General features: G+C 72.0%; 17 protein-coding genes and 1 pseudogene. 13 read left to right on the top strand and 5 right to left on the bottom strand.

The window, feature by feature from the left end; translation table 11 throughout:
* The 3 genes from ACPT94_RS39015 to ACPT94_RS39005 form a co-directional block, all read left to right on the top strand.
* The coding region (locus ACPT94_RS39015) for a phenylalanine--tRNA ligase subunit beta-related protein (RefSeq protein ID WP_489686605.1) at positions 1-599 on the top strand (599 nt) is incomplete at its 5' end.
* A gap of 500 nt (positions 600-1,099) precedes the next feature.
* Positions 1,100-2,440, top strand: coding sequence for an NsdA family TPR-like regulatory protein (locus ACPT94_RS39010; protein WP_360346373.1), 1,341 nt, complete (start codon positions 1,100-1,102; stop codon positions 2,438-2,440).
* Between the two features lie 98 nt (positions 2,441-2,538).
* The gene (locus ACPT94_RS39005) at positions 2,539-3,084 is read left to right on the top strand and encodes an NUDIX hydrolase (RefSeq protein WP_360346372.1); all 546 of its coding nucleotides are present in this window, start codon (positions 2,539-2,541) and stop codon (positions 3,082-3,084) included.
* Between the two features lie 34 nt (positions 3,085-3,118).
* Here ACPT94_RS39005 and ACPT94_RS39000 read toward each other — a convergent pair.
* A pseudogene (locus ACPT94_RS39000) lies at positions 3,119-3,375 on the bottom strand (hypothetical protein).
* A gap of 183 nt (positions 3,376-3,558) precedes the next feature.
* A complete protein-coding gene (locus ACPT94_RS38995; protein ID WP_360346370.1) occupies positions 3,559-4,419 on the bottom strand; it encodes a 3-hydroxybutyryl-CoA dehydrogenase in 861 nt (286 codons plus the stop codon).
* A gap of 182 nt (positions 4,420-4,601) precedes the next feature.
* Between ACPT94_RS38995 and ACPT94_RS38990 the strand changes: the two genes are divergently transcribed.
* A complete protein-coding gene (locus tag ACPT94_RS38990; protein ID WP_360346368.1) occupies positions 4,602-5,834 on the top strand; it encodes a glycoside hydrolase family 10-like protein in 1,233 nt (410 codons plus the stop codon).
* A 9-nt stretch (positions 5,835-5,843) separates the two neighbouring features.
* On the opposite strand, the gene ACPT94_RS38985 is transcribed toward ACPT94_RS38990, so the two are convergent.
* Together ACPT94_RS38985 and ACPT94_RS38980 are read right to left on the bottom strand one after the other, a co-directional pair.
* Positions 5,844-6,056, bottom strand: a complete 213-nt coding sequence (locus ACPT94_RS38985) for a DUF1918 domain-containing protein (protein ID WP_360346366.1) — start codon at positions 6,054-6,056, stop codon at positions 5,844-5,846.
* A 96-nt stretch (positions 6,057-6,152) separates the two neighbouring features.
* Positions 6,153-7,121, bottom strand: a complete 969-nt coding sequence (locus ACPT94_RS38980) for a DMT family transporter (RefSeq protein ID WP_425247959.1) — start codon at positions 7,119-7,121, stop codon at positions 6,153-6,155.
* On the opposite strand from ACPT94_RS38980, the gene ACPT94_RS38975 reads away from it, so the two are divergent.
* From ACPT94_RS38975 to ACPT94_RS38965, 3 genes are read left to right on the top strand one after another with little or no spacing between them, the layout of a single operon-like run.
* Positions 7,120-8,616 carry an aminotransferase-like domain-containing protein gene (locus tag ACPT94_RS38975; protein ID WP_425247958.1) on the top strand — a complete coding sequence of 499 codons (1,497 nt, stop codon included), beginning with the start codon at positions 7,120-7,122 and terminating at the stop codon, positions 8,614-8,616. The two genes, ACPT94_RS38980 and ACPT94_RS38975, sit on opposite strands and share 2 nt — an antisense overlap.
* 10 nt (positions 8,617-8,626) lie before the next feature.
* Positions 8,627-9,094, top strand: a complete 468-nt coding sequence (locus tag ACPT94_RS38970) for a GNAT family N-acetyltransferase (protein ID WP_360346360.1) — start codon at positions 8,627-8,629, stop codon at positions 9,092-9,094.
* Between the two features lie 31 nt (positions 9,095-9,125).
* Positions 9,126-9,719, top strand: a complete 594-nt coding sequence (locus tag ACPT94_RS38965) for a histidine phosphatase family protein (RefSeq protein ID WP_360346358.1) — start codon at positions 9,126-9,128, stop codon at positions 9,717-9,719.
* Here ACPT94_RS38965 and ACPT94_RS38960 read toward each other — a convergent pair.
* Positions 9,701-10,168 (bottom strand): DUF6314 family protein, encoded by a 468-nt coding sequence (locus tag ACPT94_RS38960; RefSeq protein WP_360346356.1) that lies wholly within the window; start codon positions 10,166-10,168, stop codon positions 9,701-9,703. The genes ACPT94_RS38965 and ACPT94_RS38960 overlap by 19 nt on opposite strands.
* 136 nt (positions 10,169-10,304) lie before the next feature.
* On the opposite strand from ACPT94_RS38960, the gene ACPT94_RS38955 reads away from it, so the two are divergent.
* The 6 genes from ACPT94_RS38955 to ACPT94_RS38930 all read left to right on the top strand — a co-directional run bounded on the left by ACPT94_RS38955 (position 10,305) and on the right by ACPT94_RS38930 (position 20,176).
* Positions 10,305-12,806: an alpha-L-arabinofuranosidase C-terminal domain-containing protein gene (locus ACPT94_RS38955; RefSeq protein WP_360346354.1), complete on the top strand. Its 2,502-nt coding sequence runs from the start codon at positions 10,305-10,307 to the stop codon at positions 12,804-12,806.
* A gap of 412 nt (positions 12,807-13,218) precedes the next feature.
* Positions 13,219-15,831 carry a YfhO family protein gene (locus tag ACPT94_RS38950; RefSeq protein WP_425247961.1) on the top strand — a complete coding sequence of 871 codons (2,613 nt, stop codon included), beginning with the start codon at positions 13,219-13,221 and terminating at the stop codon, positions 15,829-15,831.
* Positions 15,832-15,877: 46 nt separating this feature from the next.
* Positions 15,878-16,906: an N-acetyl-gamma-glutamyl-phosphate reductase gene (gene argC, locus ACPT94_RS38945; protein ID WP_360349909.1), complete on the top strand. Its 1,029-nt coding sequence runs from the start codon at positions 15,878-15,880 to the stop codon at positions 16,904-16,906.
* Complete coding sequence (argJ, locus tag ACPT94_RS38940) at positions 16,903-18,054, top strand: bifunctional glutamate N-acetyltransferase/amino-acid acetyltransferase ArgJ (protein ID WP_360349906.1); 1,152 nt, start codon at positions 16,903-16,905, stop codon at positions 18,052-18,054. The genes argC and argJ overlap by 4 nt, the downstream gene beginning before the upstream one ends.
* Positions 18,051-18,968: an acetylglutamate kinase gene (gene argB, locus ACPT94_RS38935; protein WP_360349903.1), complete on the top strand. Its 918-nt coding sequence runs from the start codon at positions 18,051-18,053 to the stop codon at positions 18,966-18,968. The genes argJ and argB overlap by 4 nt, the downstream gene beginning before the upstream one ends.
* Positions 18,965-20,176 (top strand): acetylornithine transaminase, encoded by a 1,212-nt coding sequence (locus ACPT94_RS38930; RefSeq protein ID WP_360349900.1) that lies wholly within the window; start codon positions 18,965-18,967, stop codon positions 20,174-20,176. Before argB ends, ACPT94_RS38930 begins: the two co-directional genes overlap by 4 nt.
* Positions 20,177-20,178 lie beyond the last annotated feature (2 nt).

Raw genomic sequence — 20,178 nt, 5'->3', positions numbered from 1 at the left:
AGGCCGGCTGGTGGGGCAAGGGCCGTCCGGCCGACTGGGCCGACGCCGTCGAGGCGGCGCGGACGGTCGCCCGTGAGGCGGGCGCCGAGCTCGTCGTGCGCAACGGGCAGTACGGGCCCTGGCACCCCGGCCGCTGCGCCGAGCTGGTGGTCGTCGTCGACGGCGCCGAGCGGGTCGTCGGCCACGCGGGCGAGCTGCACCCGCGCGTCCTGAAGGCTCTGGGACTGCCCGCGCGGACGTCCGCGATGGAGCTGGACCTGGACGTCCTGGAGCAGGTCGGGGACGGCACGCCGCAGGCGCCGAGCATCTCCACGTTCCCCGTCGCCACGCAGGACGTCGCCCTCGTCGTCGACGCGTTCGTCCCGCACGCAGAGGTCGAGGCCGCGCTGCGTGAGGGCGCGGGCGAACTGCTGGAGGGGATCCGGCTGTTCGACGTGTACGAGAGTGCCGCGCAGCTGGGCGAGGGGAAGAAGTCGCTGGCGTACGCGTTGCGCTTCCGCGCGGGTGACCGGACGCTGACGGTCGATGAGGCCTCGGCTGCCCGGGATGCCGCGGTCGCCCTGGCGGGCGAGCGGACGGGGGCGGTTCTGCGCGGCTAGTCGCCGTGGGGGGACTGTGTGGTCGGCCGGGTGCGGGTGCATCGTGGCTGGTCGCGCAGTTCCCCGCGCCCCTGGGGGGCAGGGGCTGCGCCCCCTGCCCCCCAGGGGCGTTTCGTGACACACGTGAGGACAACCGACCCGAGGGGCGCGGGGGCTGCGCCCCCTGCACCCGGGCGTTTCCTGACACACGCGAGGGCGACCCAAGGGGCGCGGGGAACTGCGCGGGCGACCACCCACCACCCGCACCCGACCGCGCAACGAGACCACGACGCACCGTAGTCCCCCCGCCCAACCCGCGGAGCGAGACGCCGGGCCGCCGCTTACGAGGGGGAGCCGGCGGCCCGGCCAACCTCTTGCGAGGTATTTCAGTCAACCGACTGGAAACACTGCGCGACAGCGCGCACACCCTGCGGATACGCGCATTCCGTTCACACCCCGTGTGAAGGGGGACCCGCTACTCTGAGTGGCGCCGTCGGCACCGAGCCACCGGGGGGGCACCCATGCAGCCCAACACACTGCTCGACGCGATCCTGGACGAGGCGGGGATCTCCCACGCGGGTCTGGCCGCCCATGTCAACCAGGCGGGTCGTGCGCGGGGGCTCGCGCTGCGCTACGAGCACACGGCTGTCGCCCGATGGCTGAAGGGCCAGCGGCCGCGCGGTCAGGTGCCCGACCTGATCTGCGAGGTGCTCGCCGGCCGGCTGCACCGGCCCGTCACCCTCGACGACATCGGTCTCGGTGTGCCGGGGGAGCCCTCCGCCCCGCACGGCACCTCGCTGTCCGGCTTCGTCGAGCGGGCGACCGCGCTGTGGCGCTCTGACGAACAGCAGCGCCCGCACCTGCTGGGCGCGCCAGCCGTCACCGGCACGCCCGCCGTGATGCCGGTGTGGGAGTGGGAGAACCCGCCCGAGGACGTCGACGTCTCGCGCGGTGGCCGGCACCGGGTCACCTCCGCCGACATCGAGATGCTGCGCGCCGCCCGCACCCATTACGAGCAGATGTACCGCAAGGTCGGCGGGGTGGCGACCCGCAGCCGGATCGTCGGCTTCCTCAACGCGGAGGCCGCCCCGCTGCTGCGTGGCGGCTACACCGATGCGACGGGCCGTCAACTGCACCGGGCCACGGGCGGGTTGGTGGCGGTGGCCGGTATCTGCGCGTACGACTCCGACGCGCACGGTCTCGCGCAGCGCTACTTCCACCAGGCGCTGCGGCTGGCAAAGGCCAGCGGGGACCGGGGACTCGGCGCGTATGTGATCGGGCTGCTCGTCAACCAGTCGCTGTTCATGCGGGAGTACCGGCAGGCGGTCGCCTTCGCGGAGGCCGCGCTGCGCACCGCGGACAAGCACATCACCCCCGCCCTCGCCTCCGACCTGTACGCGATGCAGGCGAAGGCGTACGCGCACCTCGGCGACGGCACCAGCGCGCTGTCGTGCATCCGGCGTGCCGAGACGGCCGCCGAACGCATCCGGCGCGGCCACGAACCCGACGAGACGGGCTATGTCCAGCCGGGTCTGGTCAACGTCCAGGTGGCGGAGGCCCTGCTCAGTCTCGGTGACCTCACCGCCGCCGCGGAGCACGCGGCGGCCGCCGTCCACACCCCCGCCCACGACCGGGGCCGGGTGCACCGGCTGGCCATGCTCAGCACCATCGAACTGCGCCAGGGCGACGCCGACAAGGCGGTGGCCACCGCGGTGCGGATGGCCGAACAGGCCCGGGGAACGGAGTCCCGACGCCTGCGCGACAGACTCCGGGCGGTGCGCGAACACCTGGTGCGCAGCGGCTGTGCGGGCACGGCCGAGGCGGCCGAACTCATCGACGGGGCCCTGCGCGTGCCGCTGTAGACACCCTTGCGAGCTCTGTCCGGACCCGGACCCGAACACCGGCGCCCCACAGTTCCTGCTGCGATATTGCCACTTACTCGACGGAAGGTGGCAGAGCCATGCAGTGGACGAAACAGAACGAACAAACTGTGTATGAAAACCGCTGGTTCCGCGTCAACCTCGCGGATGTCGAACTGCCGGACGGCCGGCACCTCGACCACTTCCTCATACGACTACGGCCCGTTGCCGTGGCCACCGTGGTCAACGAGGCCAACGAGGTTCTTCTGCTGTGGCGCCACCGCTTCATCACCGACAGCTGGGGGTGGGAACTCGCGGCGGGCGTCGTCGAGGACGGCGAGGACGTCGCCCGCGCGGCAGCCCGCGAACTGGAGGAGGAGACCGGCTGGCGACCGGGACCCCTGCACCACCTCATGAGCGTGGAACCGTCCAACGGCCTCACCGACGCCCGGCACCACATCTACTGGTCGGACGAGGGTGAGTACGTCGGGCACCCCGTGGACGACTTCGAGTCGGACCGCCGGCAATGGGTACCGCTCAAGCTCGTCCCCGACATGGTCGCCCGTGGGGAGGTCCCGGCCGCCAACATGGCGGCCGCTTTACTGCTCCTGCACCACCTCAGGCTCGGCGAGGACGTCGTGCACTGACCGGTCACGCCGTACCGCGTTCCCGGCGGAGCGCTCAGCGTCCGAAGGCCTGCCAGATCGTCACCACGAGGGCGCCGACGGCCGTGATCGCCGCGAGCGACGGCAGCGGCCAGCGGGCGGCTCCAGCGTGACGATCCGGGTGCTCAGTTCGTCGACCTCCTTGGCGGTCTCCTCGGTGCGGTGCGTCAGCAGGGCCAGGCCGCCCTCGACGCGGGCGTACGCCACGTCGAGCCGGCGCCGTAACTCCGCGAGTTCTCCATGGACGACGGGATGCTCGGGATCGGCGGTCACGTCTCCGCTCCTTTCCGTAGTCGTCTCACATCCCTTGCATGCGCATGATGAGTGAACTCGCCTGGTGGGCCGGTGGGGAGAGTGTGCGCGCGGCATATGCGGGCCCGGTGTGCGCACGCCGTGTGAATGCCGCGGGCCCGGCACTCCGAAGAGCGCCGGGCCCGTGCGGGTCACCGAGGGTGATCAGCCGTAGGTGTAGAAGCCCGAGCCGGTCTTGCGGCCCAGCCGGCCCGCGTCCACCATGCGCTGCAGCAGCGGGGGAGCGGCGTACAGGGGCTCCTTGTACTCCTCGTACATGCTCTGCGCGACCGAGGCGACCGTGTCCAGGCCGATCAGGTCGGAGAGCTTCAGCGGACCCATCGGGTGGGCGCAGCCCAGCTCCATGCCGTTGTCGATGTCCTCGCGGCTGGCGATGCCGGTCTCGAACATCCGGATCGCGGAGAGCAGGTACGGGATCAGCAGCGCGTTGACCACGAAACCGGAACGGTCCTGGGCGCGGATGGCGTGCTTGCCCAGCAGCTTCTCGGCGAACAGCTGCGCCCGGCTGAGCGTGCCCTCCGACGTGGTCAGCGCCGGGATCAGCTCGACGAGCTTCTGCACCGGGGCCGGGTTGAAGAAGTGGATGCCGACGACCTGGTCGGGCCGCGAAGTGGCGACCGCCAGCTTCACCAGCGGGATGGAGGAGGTGTTGGAGGCCAGGATGGCGTCCGGGCGGGTCACCACCTGGTCCAGGACCTGGAAGATCTCGGTCTTGACCTGCTCGTTCTCCACGACGGCCTCGATGACCAGGTCGCGGTCGGCGAACTCGCCCAGGTCCGTGGTGAAGCTCAGGCGCGCCTGCGTCGCGTCCCGCTCCTCCTCGGTGATCTTGCCGCGCTCGGCGGCCTTGGCCAGGGAGTTGAACAGCCGGGTGCGGCCGATCTCCAGGGCTTCGCCGGTGGTCTCGGCGACCTTGACGTCGAGTCCGGCGCGGGCGCAGACCTCGGCGATGCCCGCGCCCATCTGGCCGCAGCCCACCACTCCCACGCGTTCGATGTCCGTCACATCGTCCCCTTCACTGCGCTCACGCTGATGGCTGTGACAGGTCTGCCGGGTCCCGGTCGGCCTGCTCCGATCGTGCACGTTACTAGCAAGTATCGATGATCGATCGCCGGGGTGGGGGCATCCTGGGGCCCGGAGACGATCCGTGACCGAGCGGATCCGCGGTGTATGTGGGGATGTGCGCCATGGGGCGACTGACTCGGCGGGCGTTCGCGCTGGCCGCGCTGTCGGCGTTCACGACGACGGGGGCGGCGGCCGGGGGGCGCGCGCCTCGCGACGGTGACCGCCGGGCCGTGCAGGAGATGCGGGGCATGTGGCTGGCGACGGTCGCCAACCGCGACTGGCCGTCCCGGCCGGGCCTGACCGCCGCCCAGCAGCGGTCCGAGCTGCTCGCCCACCTGGATCTGGCGGTCCGCGACCGCCTGAACACCGTGGTCTTCCAGGTGCGGCCGACGGCCGACGCGCTGTGGCCCTCCCCGTACGAGCCCTGGTCGCAGGTCCTCACCGGCACCCAGGGCAAGGACCCGGGCTGGGACCCGCTGGGCACGGCGGTGAAGGAGGCCCATGCCCGCGGGCTACAGCTGCACGCCTGGTTCAACCCGTACCGGGTCGCCACCCATGCCGACCTCGGCCGACTCGTCGCCTCCCACCCCGCCCGCCGGCACCCCGACTGGGTGGTGCCGTACGGCGGGAAGCTCTACTACAACCCCGGACTGCCGGCGGTCCGCGCGTTCGTGCAGGACGCGATCCTCGACGCGGTGAAGAAGTACCCGGTGGACGCCGTGCACTTCGACGACTACTTCTACCCGTACCCGGTGGCCGGTCAGAGCTTCGACGACGACGCGGCCTACGACCGCCACGGCGGCGGCTTCCCGAACCGGGCGGCCTGGCGGCGCGACAACATCGACCGGCTGGTGCGCGAGACGGCGGCCCGGATCAGGGCCGTCCGGCCCACCACCCGGTTCGGGATCAGCCCCTTCGGGGTGTGGCGCAACGCCTCCACCGACCCGCGCGGCTCGGACACCCAGGCCCTGCAGTCGTACGACGCCATCCACGCCGACACCCGCACCTGGGTGCGCAAGGGCTGGATCGACTACATCGTGCCGCAGCTGTACTGGCACATCGGTCTGCCCGCCGCCGACTACGCCGAGCTCGTGCGCTGGTGGGCGGAGGTGGCGCGGGGGAGCAGGACGAAGCTGTACATCGGGGAGGCGTTGTACCGGGCCGGGGATCCGGCGCAGGCCGCGGCCTGGCAGAACCCGGCCGAACTGTCCCGGCACCTCACCCTGGCCAAGGACCATCCGGAGGTGCGCGGGCATGTCTTCTTCGCCGCCAAGGACGTGGCGGCGGACCGGATCGGGGCGATGGCGCGGGTGGTCGCCGACCACTACGGGCAGCCGGCGAAGCCCCCGCGCTGATCTACCGGACTATCGGCCGAGGCCGAAGCGCCGGCCGGTCTCCTTGTGACGGATCTCGGTGTCGGGACCGGGCGAGCACAGGCCTTCGTGCCCGTCCTCGAAGCGGACGCGGTACGGGGGGTTGCCCTCCTGGCCCAGTACTTCGACGATTTCGCCGACCTTGTCGTGTTGGCCGACCACCCTGCCGTGCTGGACAAGCTGGTCGCCCACGGTTGCACGCATCGTAAGGGGCCTCCTCACCAAGTGCGGGAGCAGCGGTCCGTGGCCTTGAGTCTACGGCGCAGAGCGGTGGTGGGAAGTGGGCCGGGGTAGGCCCGCTCAGCCACGCGCCCGCTGGGTGACGGCGATGCAGACGAGCACCGCCGCGGCCGTCAGCGGGGCGGCCACTGTCAGGTGCTCGCCCAGCAGCAGCACCGACCACACCAGTGTGAGCAGGGGCTGGGCCAACTGCAACTGGCTGGCCTTGGGGATGCCGATGGCCGCCATGCCGCGGTACCAGACGACCAGACCGAGGAACTGCGAGCCCGCCGCGACCCACATCAGTCCGGCCATGCTGTGCGCGGTCAGTCGGACGGGCTCGTGGGCGAGGGCGAGCGCGGCGGCGGGCACGGCGAGCGGCAGGCAGAGCACCAGCGCCCAGCCGATGACCTGCCAGCCCGGCATGACCCGGGCCAGCCGGCCGCCCTCGGTGTAGCCGGCCGCGCACACCAGCAGCGCCGCGAACAGATACAGGTCGGCGGTGGTCAGGGCGCCGCCGCTCTGCTGCACGGTGAACGCCGCCACCGCGGCCGCGCCCGCCAGCGCCGCCGCCCAGAAGGTGCGCGAGGGGCGGGAGCCGACGCGCAGGGCGGACAACAGGGCCGTGGTCAGCGGCAGCAGACCGACGACGACCGCGGCGTGCGCGGTGGTGGACGTCTCCAGGGCGAGCGTGGTGAGCATCGGGAAGCCGACGACGACGCCGGCGGCCACGACCGCGAGACCGGGCCAGTGCCGGCGGGCGGGCGGCGGGACGCGGAGAGCGAGCAGACAGCCGCCGGCGATCAGCGCGGCCAGCACGCAGCGCACGGCGACCAGCGACCAGGGGCCGAAGCCCTCCAGTCCCCAGGCGGTGGCGGGAAAGGTGAGGGAGAAGGCGATGACACCGAGACCGGCCTGGAGGGTGCCGCCGAGGTCGGGCCGGCGCCGGGGGGCGGCGTTCGGGGTGGGCGGCGGAGCGGTTCCCGGTGTAGTTCCCGGGGTGGTGACTGCTATCGCCGAGGCTGTAGTAGCGCTACTCTGTGTCTTCATGCATGAGCGTAGCAGTGTGGGTGAACTGGCGGAACAGCTGCGGCGGGAACTGGACCGCTACTCACCTGGTGGAAAGCTCCCGTCGAGCCGGGCCCTGGTCGAACGGTTCCGGGTGAGCCCGGTGACCGTCTCCCGTGCCCTGGCCCAGCTGGTCGCCGAGGGACTGGTGGTCACCCGGCCCGGCGCCGGGGCCTTCCGCGCCCGGCCGCGTACGGCGCCGGCGTCGGCCGGCGACACCTCGTGGCAGGAGGTCGCGCTCAGCGCGGACGGCGCCGCCGACCTCGTACCGCGCTCGGTGGACGCCTCCGGCGTCACGGTGTCGCTGGCCGCTCCGCCGCCCGGTGTGATCGAGTTCAACGGCGGCTATCTGCATCCCTCGCTGCAGCCGGAGCGGGCGATGTCCGCGGCCCTGGCGCGGGCCGGGCGGCGCCCCGGCACCTGGGGGCGGCCGCCGATGGAGGGACTGCCGGAGCTGCGGGAGTGGTTCGCGCGCTCCATCGGCGGCGCCGTCACCGCGGCGGAGGTGCTGGTGAGCGCCGGCGGCCAGACGGCGCTCACCACCGCCCTGCGCGCCCTGGCCCCACCCGGCGCGCCGGTGCTCGTCGAGTCGCCCACCTACCCCGGCATGCTGGCGATCGCCCGCTCGGCGGGCCTGCGGCCCGTGCCGGTGCCGGTCGACGCGGACGGCGTGAAGCCGGAGCTGCTCGCGGACGCGTTCCGGGCGACCGGAGCCCGGGTCTTCGTCTGCCAGCCGCTCTTCCAGAACCCGACCGGCGCCGTCCTGGCCCCCGCCCGGCGCGGTGAGGTGCTGCGCATCGCTCGGGAGGCGGGCGCCTTCGTCGTCGAGGACGACTTCGTGCGGCGGCTCGCGCACGAGGACGCCGGGCCGCTGCCGCGCCCGCTCGCCGCCGACGACCCCGACGGTGTCGTGGTCCACGTCGGCTCGCTCACCAAGGCGACCTCGCCCAGCTTCCGGGTCAGCGCCCTGGCCGCCCGCGGCCCCGTCCTGGAACGGCTGCGCGCCATCCAGGTCGTCGACACCTTCTTCGTGCCCCGCCCGCTCCAGGAGGCCGCCCTGGAACTCGTCGGCTCACCCGCCTGGCCACGGCATCTGCGGGCGATCGCGGCCGAGCTGAAGACCCGGCGCGACACGGTGACCTCCGCCCTGGCCCTGCACCTGCCCGAACTGTCCCTCCCACACGTCCCGTCCGGCGGCTACCACCTCTGGCTGCGCCTGCCCGACGGCACGGGGGGCACCTCCCAGGCCTTCGGCTCCGGGGGAGAGAGCGCGTTCACGGCGGCGGCCCTGCGCGCGGGCGTCGCCCTGACCCCCGGCCGCCCGTACTTCAGCGCCGAACCCCCGGCGCCGTACGTGCGGTTGAGCTTCGCGGCGGTCGCCGGGGCGGAGGAGATCGCGGAGGGGGTGCGGCGGCTGCGGGTGGCGTGCGACGACGTGCTCGCGCAATCCGTTCGACACGGGGTGCGTGATCTGTGAGGGTCCCCCCATGAACGACGCACCGCCCCTCGCCGAGGGCTACGAGATCTCCGCCGACCCCGCCCGGATCGACGCCGAGCGGGTGCACCGCTGGCTGTCCACGGACGCGTACTGGGCGCTCGGGCGCGAGCGGGAGAAGCAGGACCGGGCGATCGCCGGGTCGCTGAACTTCGGGGTGTACGACGTGGCGTCGGGGGAGCAGGTCGCCTACGCGCGCGTGGTGACGGACGGCGCGACCTTCGCGTGGCTGTGCGACGTGTACGTGGATCCGGCGGTGCGGGGCAAGGGCCTCGGGACGTCCCTCGTCGTGGCCGTCCGCGACCACCTGCTGCCGCTCGGACTGCGCCGCATGCTGCTGGCCACCGAGGACGCGCACGGGGTGTACGAGAAGGTCGGCTTCGAGGCGCTCAAGGAGCCCGACCGCTGGATGGCGCTGCTTTTCGAGAAGTCCGAGAAAATGTCGCACAACATCCCTTGACCTGCGTACTTGGGCGTCCCACCATCACCGCATGGCACTCCGGGTCACGTTTGTCGCCGCCGCGCGCAGCTCCGCGCTGCTCGCCGAGCGCTTCGAGGACGACCGGCCGCTGGACCAGGCGGGCTGGGACGAGGTGCTGCGCGTGGCCGGCGAGCTGCTGCCGCTCGCGGCGGCCGAGCTGCGCTACTGCTCGCCGACCCCGCGCAGCCGCGCCACCGGGGACGCGCTCGGATACGCCCCGCTGGCCCAACTCGCCCTGCGGGACTGCGACATGGGCCGCTGGCGGGGGCTCACCCTGGGTGAGGCGATGGCGCGGGAGCCGGAGGCCGTGGACGCCTGGCTCGCCGATCCGCGGGCCACTCCGCACGGCGGTGAGTCGCTGCTGGAGTTCGTCTCGCGGGTGGGCGGCTGGCTCGACACCCGGCCCGTGGAGGACGGCGGCCGGATCGTCGCCGTGGCCGAGCCGAGCGTGATCCGCGCCGCGCTGGTGTACGCGCTCAAGGCGCCGCCCTCGACGTACTGGAACATCGATGTACGGCCCCTGTCGACGACCACCGTCACCGGCCTGGGCGGCCGCTGGAACCTGCGCTTCGAGGGGGCCCCGGTTCAGCCGTCGCGCGCGTGACCGGCGCTCTCGCGCGTGTACTCCGTGGTGAGCAGGAGGTTCTTCGCCGGGCCGCCCACCCGCCAGACCGTCCGCCAGTGGTCCGCGTCCCGCACGGTGAACTCGCCCCGGTAGAGGTCCGCCGCGCAGGGATGGCCGGCCGCATGCCGTCCCGTCGTCAGGTCGAGGTCGTGGAAGGGGCGGCCGTCGGCGAACCGTACCTCCGCCGTACCGGGCGCCGGTCCCGGCAGGAAGCGCAGGGTCCGTTCGGCGGGCCTGGCCACGCCCTGCCAGACGAAAGTGCCGGACTCCTCGTGCAGCAGACCGCCGCCCTCGCCGAGTGGCCGGAAACCGGTGCGGCCGGTGAACGTGCCCGCGTCGCCGCTCGTCAGATCCCGCACCGAACGCTCCACCCGCCACATCCCGGCGAGGTATGCCAGAGCGTCCGGCACTGGCCAGAACTCGCCCATCGCGTGCCGCCCTCCGTCGCATCGGTTGGTGCACGCCCCATTGACGCGCTCCGACCCCCTCCCTATCTTGCCGTTCGAAGTGCTGATCAAGGTCCGATATTTCGAACATCTGTGAACAGAGAGCCGCGGAGTATCCATGTCACGCAGCACCACCGGCACCACCCGCAGCACCCGCTGGAGACTCGGTCTCACCACCACCGCCCTCCTGACGGCCACCACCCTCCTCCCCGCCCCCGCGCACGCCGAGGACGTCACCGACTACGCGATCACCGTCGACCCCACCGCCAAGGGCGCCAGGATCGACGACACGATGTACGGCGTCTTCTTCGAGGACATCAACCGCGCCGCCGACGGCGGCCTGTACGCCGAACTCGTGCAGAACCGATCCTTCGAGTACTCCACCGTCGACAACCGCTCCTACACCCCGCTGACCTCCTGGACGGTCGACGGCACGGCCCAGGTCCTGAACGACGCCGGGCGCCTCAACGAGCGCAACCGCAACTACCTGTCCCTGGGCGCCGGCTCGTCCGTGACCAACGCCGGCTACAACACCGGCATCCGGGTCGAGCAGGGCAAGAAGTACGACTTCTCGGTGTGGGCCCGCGCCGAGAGCGGCACCACGCTGACGGTCTCCCTGCAGGACGCCGACGGCGCCCTGGCCACCGCCCGCCGGGTGGCCGTCCGCACCGGCGGCTGGGCCAGGTACAAGGCGACCTTCACCGCCACCCGCACCAGCAGCGACGGCCGTCTGACCGTGGCCTCCTCGGGCGCCGCCGCGCTCGACATGGTGTCGCTCTTCCCGCGCGACACCTACAAGCACCAGCCCAACGGTCTGCGCAAGGACCTCGCCGAGAAGATCGCCGCCCTGCATCCGGGCTTCGTGCGCTTCCCCGGCGGCTGCCTGGTCAACACGGGCTCCATGCAGGACTACAGCGAGGCCTCCGGCTGGCAGCGCGCCCGCTCCTACCAGTGGAAGGACACGATCGGCCCGGTCGAGCAGCGCGCCACGAACTCCAACTTCTGGGGCTACAACCAGAGTTACGGCCTCGGCTACTACGAGTACTTCCGCTTCGCCGAGGACGTCGGCGCGATGCCGCTGCCCGTCGTCCCCGCCCTGGTGACCGGCTGCGGCCAGAACAAGGCCGTCGTCGACGACGCGCTGCTCAAGCGGCACATCCAGGACACCCTCGACCTCATCGAGTTCGCCAACGGCCCGGTGACCTCGACCTGGGGCAGGAAGCGCGCGCAGATGGGCCACCCCAAGCCCTTCCACCTCACCCACATCGAGGTCGGCAACGAGGAGAACCTCCCGAACGAGTTCTTCGCCCGGTTCAAGGAGTTCCGCGCCGCGATCGAGGCGAAGTACCCGTACATGACGGTGATCTCCAACTCCGGCCCCGACGACGCCGGTTCGACCTTCGACACCGCCTGGCAGCTCAACAAGGACGCCAAGGTCGACATGGTCGACGAGCACTACTACAACAGCCCGCAGTGGTTCCTGCAGAACAACGACCGCTACGACTCCTACGACAGGAACGGCCCGAAGGTCTTCCTCGGCGAGTACGCCTCCTGGGGCAACGCCTTCAAGAACGGCCTCGCCGAAGCGGCCTTCATGACCGGCCTGGAACGCAACGCGGACGTCGTCAAGCTCGCCTCCTACGCCCCGCTGTTCGCCAACGAGGACTATGTGCAGTGGAGCCCGGACCTGGTGTGGTTCAACAACCACGCCTCCTGGAACTCGGCCAACTACGAGGTCCAGAAGCTGTTCATGAACAACGTCGGCGACCGGGTGGTGCCGTCCACGGCCACCGGGACCCCGTCGCTGCAGGGCCCGATCACGGGCGCCGTGGGCCTGTCCACCTGGGCGACGACGGCGGCGTACGACGACGTGAAGGTCACGGACGCGGACGGCAACACCCTTCTGACCGACGACTTCTCCGGTGACGCCTCGCGGTGGACGCACACCGGCGGCGGCAGCTGGTCCGTCCAGGACGGGCAGTACGTGCAGACCGACGTCGCCGCCGAGAACACCATGGTCTCGGCCGGTGACACGAACTGGCACGACTACGACCTGCACGTGAAGGCCACCAAGAAGTCCGGCAAGGAGGGCTTCCTCGTCGCCTTCGGCGTCAAGGACACCGGCAACTACTACTGGTGGAACCTGGGCGGCTGGAACAACACCACCACCGCCGTGGAGCAGGCCGTGGACGGCGGCAAGTCGACGCTGATCTCCAAGGCCGGGACGATCGAGACGGGCCGCGCCTACGACATCGACATCAAGGTGCGGGGCCGCCAGGTCACCCTGTACCTCGACGGCCAGGAGTGGGGCAGCTTCACCGACGACAAGCCGGCCGAGCCGTTCCGCCAGGTCGCCACCTGGGACAAGAAGACCGGCGACCTGATCGTCAAGGTCGTCAACGCCCAGTCCGTGGACGCCCGTACGGCGATCGACCTCGGCGGCGCCAAGGTCGCCTCCAAGGCCCGGGTGACCACGCTGGCCGCCGCGCCGAACGCGGTCAACACCGAGACGGAGACCCCGGTCGCCCCGGTGAGCTCCACCTTCACCGGAGTCGCCGCCAAGTTCACGTACACCTTCCCGGCGAACTCGATCACCTTCCTGCGCATCAAGCAGAGGTAGGCGGGTTCACCCTCCGGGAAGTACCGCCGGGCCGTGCGGACGCCTTTCACCGGGCGTCCGCACGGCCCTCGCTCATGCCGGGTCGATTTCCCTGAGGCACGCATCACGTGCGGGACATTTCCCGTTTCCCCGATGGTCACGCAATACCGTCAAAAGGCCTGGAGTCTTGTTCGGGATTTCCCCCGATGCTTTCCGTGGAGGCACTGCCGACGGGAAGGATCAGCCGTCTCATGCGGCGAATCGACCCGGCCCCTGCCGGATTCTCTGGAGGGCTTGCCCGACCGTGACATCGACGACCTCTCCGGAGCCGGCGACACCGGCCGCCGACGACGGCAGAGCCCCCGGACCCACGCCGCGCCGGCCCGCCGAGCCGCCGACGGGCCAGGTCCGCGCCCGGCTCACCTGGTTCCGGCTGCCCCGCCCGACCGGACCGCGGCGGGCCGCCCTGCTCGCGGCTCTCCTCACCGTGACCACGCTCTGCGCCGCCGACGCCGTCGCCCGCAGCTTCCCTTTCGGCCCCCGCACCCGGAGCGTCAACGACCTGGGCAACCAGTACCTGCCGTTCCACGCACACCTGTGGGATCTGCTGCACGGACGCTCCGACGGCGGCCTTCTCATGAACTGGCAGTCAGGATTCGGCGCGAGCTTCCTCCCCGACCTCGGCACCTACCTCACCAGCCCGTTCGCCCTGCTCGTGGCGGTCTTCCCACGGGACGGGATCGACCTCGCGGTGTACGTGATCACCGTGCTGAAGATCGCGTGCGCCGGTGCCGCCATGGCCTGGCTGCTGCTGCGCCTGCGGCCCGGCCGCTGGTGGACGGCGGGCCTGCTGGGCGCGTCCTACGCCCTGTGCGGCTGGACCGTGGCCACCGCCGTGTACAACGTGATGTGGCTCGACGGTCTGATCGCCCTGCCCCTGCTGTGCCTGGTCGGCGCATGGACGCTGAACGGACGGCGCCCGGTCCTCGGGGTGCTGGTCGTGACGGCGGCGTGGATCGCCAACTTCTACACGGCGTACATGGCCACCCTCGCCGCCGGCCTCGTGGTGCTGCTCAGGCTGTGGCTCTCCGGACTCCCACGTCGGCAGACGCTCGCCGCGGCGGGCCGGGCCGGCCTGACCTTCGCCCTCGGCACGGGCCTGGCCGCACCGCTGGTGACGGTGGTGTACTTCGGCAGCACGCACGCCTCCCCCGGCAGGTTCCGGGACTTCGCGCCGGTGGCGACGGAGGACCTGGCGGCCCGGCTGCTGCCGACGACGTACAGCTTCGGTTCGCCCGCCCTCCACGTCGGCACCACGGCGCTGCTGCTCGCCCTCGCCCTGCCCTTCCAGCGGTCGGCTCCCGCCCGGGTGCGCACCGGGTGGACCCTGCTGGTGGCCGGGGTGACGCTGTCGATGCAGTGGGGCCCGACCCAACTGCTCTGGCACGCCTTCGCCACCCCGCAGGGCAGTGGCTACCGCGAAGCCTTCGTGGTGTGCGCACTGCTGGTGGTCGCGGCCTGGCACTCGCTCTCGTACGGCCCACCCGACCGGCGCGCGCTGGGCGCGGCGGGCACGCTGCTCGCACTGATCGCCGCCCTCGCGAGCCGAAGCGACCTGGTGCGCCCCTTCGCCTGGCCGGTGCTACTCCTCGCCGTCGCCGGCGCGCTGGGCGGGCTGGCCCTGCTCGGCCGCACGGACGCGGGACGCCCCCTCGCCGACGGGCGCCGCACCGGGGCGGCCGTGCTGGCCGCGGCGCTGCTCATCGGCACGCAGTTCGGCGAGGCCACCGCCACCTCCGCCGTCGCCACCCGGATGCGGCTCGGCCACATGGACGACTACGCGCCCTGGGGCGACCGGCAGGCGCAGCAGGCCGAGGCCGTCGCACAGGCCGACGGCTGGCCCCGGTACCGCACCGACCCGGGCCGGGAGCAGACCGTCGGCAACGACCCGCTGACGGTGGGCGGCCAGGGCGCCCAGTACTACAGCAGCCACACCTCCGACGTGCTCTTCCGTCTGCTCCCCGCGCTCGGGGGCGGCTGGACCTCGGGAGGCCGCAGCCTGCAGAGCCTGGACAACGCCGTCACGGACGTGATCTTCTCCGTCGGCGCGCGGGTGCACTCCCCGCCGGACCCGCATCAGAACTGGTTCCCGCAGGACGGCAGCCGGGTGACCGTGTCCCGGCAGGAGGTACCGCCCCTGGTGACGGTGAGGCCGGCCGGCACCTCCGCCCACACGGGCGTGTCTGCCTTCGGACCGTCGCCGTACCGCAACCAGGAACTGCTGCTGGGCACCCGGGTCTACACCGTGCCCCGGCTCACGGTGCGCACCGGCGACGGGAAACCCGCGGACCGCGGCGAGGACGAGCGGCCGGGTGTGCGCGTCGACGCTCCCCGGCCCGTGACCGCCGGGCGGAAGCCGACGGTCACGGCCCGGTGCCCGGCGGGCACCGAGGTGTACCTGTGGGCGCCGCACTTCGCGGGCACCGCACGGCTGGCCGGTGACCTCGCCGGCGGCCCGACCGGGCGCTTCCGGTCCGACCGCCCCGTCACCAAGATCGCCGCCATGCAGCGGCTCGGCACGGTCCCGGCGTCCGGGCAGGTGCGGATCGAGCTGTCCCCCGACCGGACGGGCACCGTCCCGGACGGCGCGGTCGGCTGCCTGGACACCGCACGGCTCCGTGCCGCCGCCGAAAGGCTCACGGCCACCGGCGCCACCGCGGTGACCGTGGACGACGGCACCCTCCGCGCCGAACTCCCCGAAGGCAGCCTGGGAACGGCCGTCGTCGCGGTCCCCCGGATCGCCGGGTGGCGCTGCGCCACGGGTGACGATCCCGCCGTACCCGCCGGTCAGCGCTACGGGCTGATCGCCGTGCCCCTCGACGGCTCCTCGGCACGTCTGACCTGCACCTTCCACCCGCCCGGTCTGCGGCTCGGCATGGTGGTCGGGGGAGCGTCTCTGCTGGGCCTGATCCTGCTCGGCACCCTCACCGCCGTCCGCCGGCGGCAGGACGCGGACGCCCTGCCGCGACGAGAGGAGATTGTATAAACGTGCATAGGCACGTATAGTCATGCCATCCAAGAGGAGGGTGGACATGGCGGTACGTGCGGCAGTGGCCGGAGCGAGCGGATATGCGGGCGGCGAGGCGCTGCGCCTGCTCCTCGCGCACCCCGAGGTCGAGATCGGCGCCCTGACCGGCAACTCCAACGCCGGGCAGAAGCTGGGCGCGCTCCAGCCGCACCTGCTGCCGCTGGCCGACCGGGTGCTGGCCGAGACCACCCCCGAGGTCCTCGCCGGACACGACGTCGTCTTCCTCGCCCTCCCGCACGGCCAGTCCGCCGCCGTCGCCGAGCAGCTCGGCCCGGACGTCCTCGTCGTCGACATGGGCGCCGACTTCCGGCTGAAGGACCCGGCCGACTGGGAGAAGTTCTACGGCTCCGCGCACGCCGGGACCTGGCCCTACGGCCTCCCCGAACTGCCGGGCGGCCGCGCCGCGCTGGAGGGGTCCAAGCGCATCGCGGTCCCCGGTTGCTACCCCACGGCCGTCTCCCTCGCGCTCTTCCCGGCGTACGCGGCCGGACTGGCCGAGACCGAGGCCGTGATCGTCGCCGCCTCCGGCACCTCCGGCGCGGGCAAGGCGCCCAAGCCGCACCTGCTGGGCAGCGAGGTCATGGGCTCCATGTCGCCGTACGGCGTCGGCGGCGGCCACCGGCACACGCCCGAGATGATCCAGAACCTCAGCGCGGCGGCGGGGGAGCGGGTCACCGTCTCCTTCACACCGACCCTCGCGCCGATGCCCCGGGGCATCCTGGCCACGTGCAGCGCCTCCGCGAGGGAGGGCGTCACCGCCGAGTCCCTGCGTGCCGCCTACGAGAAGGCCTTCGCCGACGAGCCCTTCGTCCACCTGCTGCCCGAGGGCCAGTGGCCCGCCACGGCGTCCGTCCACGGTTCCAACGCCGTTCAGGTACAGGTCGCGTACGACGAGGCGGCGGGCCGCATCATCGCGATCAGCGCCATCGACAACCTGACCAAGGGCACCGCGGGCGGCGCCGTCCAGAGCATGAACATCGCCCTCGGTCTCGACGAGACCACCGGACTTTCCACGATCGGAGTCGCACCGTGAGCGTCACGGCAGCCAAAGGGTTCGCGGCGGCGGGCATCGCCGCCGGGATCAAGGAGAACGGCAACCCGGACCTGGCCCTCGTGGTCAACAACGGGCCCCGCCGTGCCGCCGCCGGTGTCTTCACCTCCAACCGTGTGAAGGCCGCCCCCGTGCTGTGGTCCGAGCAGGTGCTGAAGAGCGGCCGGTTGTCGGCCGTCGTCCTCAACTCCGGCGGCGCCAACGCCTGCACGGGACCGAAGGGCTTCCAGGACACCCACGCCACCGCCGAGAAGGCCGCCGACGCGCTGGGCGTGGGCGCGGGCGAGGTCGCCGTCTGCTCCACCGGCCTGATCGGCGTGCTGCTCCCGATGGACAAGCTGCTCCCCGGCGTGGAGACGGCCGTCGGTCAGCTGTCCGAGCACGGCGGTGAGAAGGCGGCCATCGCCATCAAGACCACCGACACCGTCCACAAGACGTCCGTCGTGACGAAGGACGGCTGGACCGTCGGCGGCATGGCCAAGGGCGCCGGCATGCTCGCCCCGGGCCTCGCCACCATGCTCGTCGTCCTCACCACCGACGCCGACCTCGACAGCGACGCACTGGACTCGGCCCTGCGCGCCGCCACCAAGGTCACCTTCGACCGCGTCGACTCCGACGGCTGTATGTCCACCAACGACACCGTGCTGCTGCTGGCCTCGGGCGCCTCCGGCGTCACCCCGGCCCACGAGGAGTTCGCCGAGGCCGTACGCGCCGTCTGCGACGACCTCGGACAGCAGCTGATCAGGGACGCCGAGGGCGCCAGCAAGGACATCAGGATCGAGGTGGTCAACGCGGCCACCGAGGACGACGCCGTCGAGGTGGGCCGCTCCATCGCCCGCAACAACCTCCTCAAGTGCGCCATCCACGGCGAGGACCCCAACTGGGGCCGCGTGCTCTCCGCGATCGGCACCACCAGCGCCGCCTTCGAGCCCGACCGGCTCAACGTCGCCATCAACGGCGTCTGGGTGTGCAAGAACGGCGGCGTCGGCGAGGACCGCGACAAGGTCGACATGCGCTACCGCGAGGTCCACATCGTCGCCGACCTCGCGGCCGGCTCCGAGACCGCCACCATCTGGACCAACGACCTCACCGCCGACTACGTCCACGAGAACAGCGCCTATTCGTCATGAGCACCACGCGTAAGCACACCGCACTGCCCAAGGCCCAGATCCTCATCGAGGCGCTGCCCTGGCTGGTCCGCCACAACGGCAAGACCGTCGTCATCAAGTTCGGCGGCAACGCCATGGTCGACGAGGAGCTGAAGGCCGCCTTCGCGCAGGACGTCGTGTTCCTGCACCACGCCGGCCTCAGGCCGGTCGTCGTGCACGGCGGCGGCCCGCAGATCAGCGCCGCCCTCGACAAGCACGGCATCGTCAGCGAGTTCAGGGCCGGCCTGCGCGTCACCACCGAGGACGCCATGGACGTCGTACGGATGGTGCTCGCCGGGCAGGTGCAGCGCGAGCTGGTCGGGCTGCTCAACCAGCACGGACCACTCGCCGTCGGCCTCACCGGCGAGGACGCGCACACCATCACCGCCACCCGGCACCAGCCCGAGATCGACGGCGAGCTGGTCGACATCGGGCGGGTGGGCGAGATCACCTCGATCGACACGGGCGCGATCGAGGCCCTGCTCGCCGACGGCCGTATCCCGGTCGTCTCCTCGATCGCCCGTTCGCAGGACGACGGACATGTCTACAACGTCAATGCTGATACGGCTGCTGCGGCACTCGCTGCGGCACTGGGCGCCGAAACCCTCATGGTCCTCACGGACGTCGAGGGCCTCTACGAGGACTGGCCCCACTCCGACGAGGTGATCAGCCGCCTCACCGCTTCCCAACTGGAGAAGCTGCTGCCGGAGTTGAGCTCCGGCATGGTCCCGAAGATGGAGGGCTGTCTGCACGCCGTGCGAGGCGGCGTCACCACCGCCCGCGTCATCGACGGGCGGGTCCAGCACTCGATCCTGCTGGAGATCTTCACCGACGAGGGCATCGGCACGATGGTCGTGCCCGACGAGAAGCCGGATGAACAGGGGGAGTCGTCATGAGCAACGCCGCCACGAGCAACCAGGACCTGACCGCGCGGTGGCAGGGCGCGCTCATGAACAACTACGGCACCCCGAGGCTGCCCCTCGTGCGCGGCGAGGGCACCAAGGTGTGGGACGCCGACGGCAAGGAGTACCTCGACTTCGTCGGCGGCATCGCGGTCAACGCGCTCGGCCACGCGCACCCGGCCGTCGTGGAAGCCGTCAGCACACAGATCGCCTCCCTCGGTCACGTCTCCAACCTCTTCATCGCCGAACCGCCCGTCGCCCTCGCCGAACGGCTGCTGCGGCACTTCGGCCGCGACGGCAAGGTCTACTTCTGCAACTCCGGCGCCGAGGCCAACGAGGGCGCCTTCAAGATCGGCCGGCTGACCGGGCGGACCCACATGGTCGCCACCACCGGCGGCTTCCACGGCCGCACCATGGGCGCCCTGGCCCTCACCGGCCAGCCCGCCAAGCAGGGCCCGTTCCTGCCGCTCCCCGGCGACGTCACGCACGTCCCGTACGGCGACGCGCAGGCGCTGGCCGCCGCGGTCACCGAGGAGACGGCCCTCGTGATCATCGAGCCGATCCAGGGCGAGAACGGCGTCGTCGTCCCGCCCGCCGGCTATCTGAAGGCGGCCCGCGCCATCACGGCCGCCACCGGGTCCCTGCTGGTGCTCGACGAGGTGCAGACGGGCGTCGGCCGCACCGGGCACTGGTTCGAGTACCAGGCCCACGAAGGGGTCCTGCCGGACGTCGTGACGCTGGCGAAGGGGCTGGGCGGCGGGCTGCCGCTCGCTGCGACGGTCGCCTTCGGGCGGGCCGCGGAACTCCTCCAGCCCGGTCACCACGGGACGACCTTCGGCGGGAACCCCGTCGCGTGCGCCGCCGGGCTCGCCGTCCTCGACACCATCGAGAACGAGGGGTTGCTGGAGAACGTCAAGCGGCAGAGCGGGAAGTTGCGGGACGGAATCGAGGGGCTGGGCCACCCGTTGATCGATTATGTCCGGGGCGCGGGTCTGCTCCTGGGTATCGTGCTCACCGAGCCGCTCGCACCCCAGGTGCAGCAGGCGGCTCAGGAGGCCGGATTCCTCGTGAACGCGCCCGCCCCCGACGTCGTCCGGCTGATGCCGCCGCTGAACCTCGGCGACGACGAGGCGGACGCCTTCCTCGGGGCGCTGCCGGGCCTCCTCGACGCAGGTCACGGGGACGGACGATCCGGAGAATGAGA

The organism is Streptomyces aurantiaciflavus (assembly GCF_049808595.1).
GTDB lineage: Bacteria > Actinomycetota > Actinomycetes > Streptomycetales > Streptomycetaceae > Streptomyces.
This window is presented reverse-complemented; position numbering and strand designations above follow the sequence as displayed.

What these genes read in the sequence shown, in the direction of transcription:
- ACPT94_RS38955 (WP_360346354.1), top strand. Translation starts at nt 10,305, where the DNA reads ATGTCACGCAGCACCACCGGCACCACCCGCAGCACCCGCTGGAGACTC.
- ACPT94_RS38975 (WP_425247958.1), top strand. Translation starts at nt 7,120, where the DNA reads ATGCATGAGCGTAGCAGTGTGGGTGAACTGGCGGAACAGCTGCGGCGG.
- ACPT94_RS39005 (WP_360346372.1), top strand. Translation starts at nt 2,539, where the DNA reads ATGCAGTGGACGAAACAGAACGAACAAACTGTGTATGAAAACCGCTGG.
- argB (WP_360349903.1), top strand. Translation starts at nt 18,051, where the DNA reads ATGAGCACCACGCGTAAGCACACCGCACTGCCCAAGGCCCAGATCCTC.
- ACPT94_RS38960 (WP_360346356.1), bottom strand. Translation starts at nt 10,168, where the DNA reads ATGGGCGAGTTCTGGCCAGTGCCGGACGCTCTGGCATACCTCGCCGGG.
- ACPT94_RS38930 (WP_360349900.1), top strand. Translation starts at nt 18,965, where the DNA reads ATGAGCAACGCCGCCACGAGCAACCAGGACCTGACCGCGCGGTGGCAG.
- ACPT94_RS38965 (WP_360346358.1), top strand. Translation starts at nt 9,126, where the DNA reads ATGGCACTCCGGGTCACGTTTGTCGCCGCCGCGCGCAGCTCCGCGCTG.
- ACPT94_RS38970 (WP_360346360.1), top strand. Translation starts at nt 8,627, where the DNA reads ATGAACGACGCACCGCCCCTCGCCGAGGGCTACGAGATCTCCGCCGAC.
- argC (WP_360349909.1), top strand. Translation starts at nt 15,878, where the DNA reads ATGGCGGTACGTGCGGCAGTGGCCGGAGCGAGCGGATATGCGGGCGGC.
- ACPT94_RS38990 (WP_360346368.1), top strand. Translation starts at nt 4,602, where the DNA reads ATGGGGCGACTGACTCGGCGGGCGTTCGCGCTGGCCGCGCTGTCGGCG.
- ACPT94_RS39010 (WP_360346373.1), top strand. Translation starts at nt 1,100, where the DNA reads ATGCAGCCCAACACACTGCTCGACGCGATCCTGGACGAGGCGGGGATC.
- ACPT94_RS38985 (WP_360346366.1), bottom strand. Translation starts at nt 6,056, where the DNA reads ATGCGTGCAACCGTGGGCGACCAGCTTGTCCAGCACGGCAGGGTGGTC.
- ACPT94_RS38980 (WP_425247959.1), bottom strand. Translation starts at nt 7,121, where the DNA reads ATGAAGACACAGAGTAGCGCTACTACAGCCTCGGCGATAGCAGTCACC.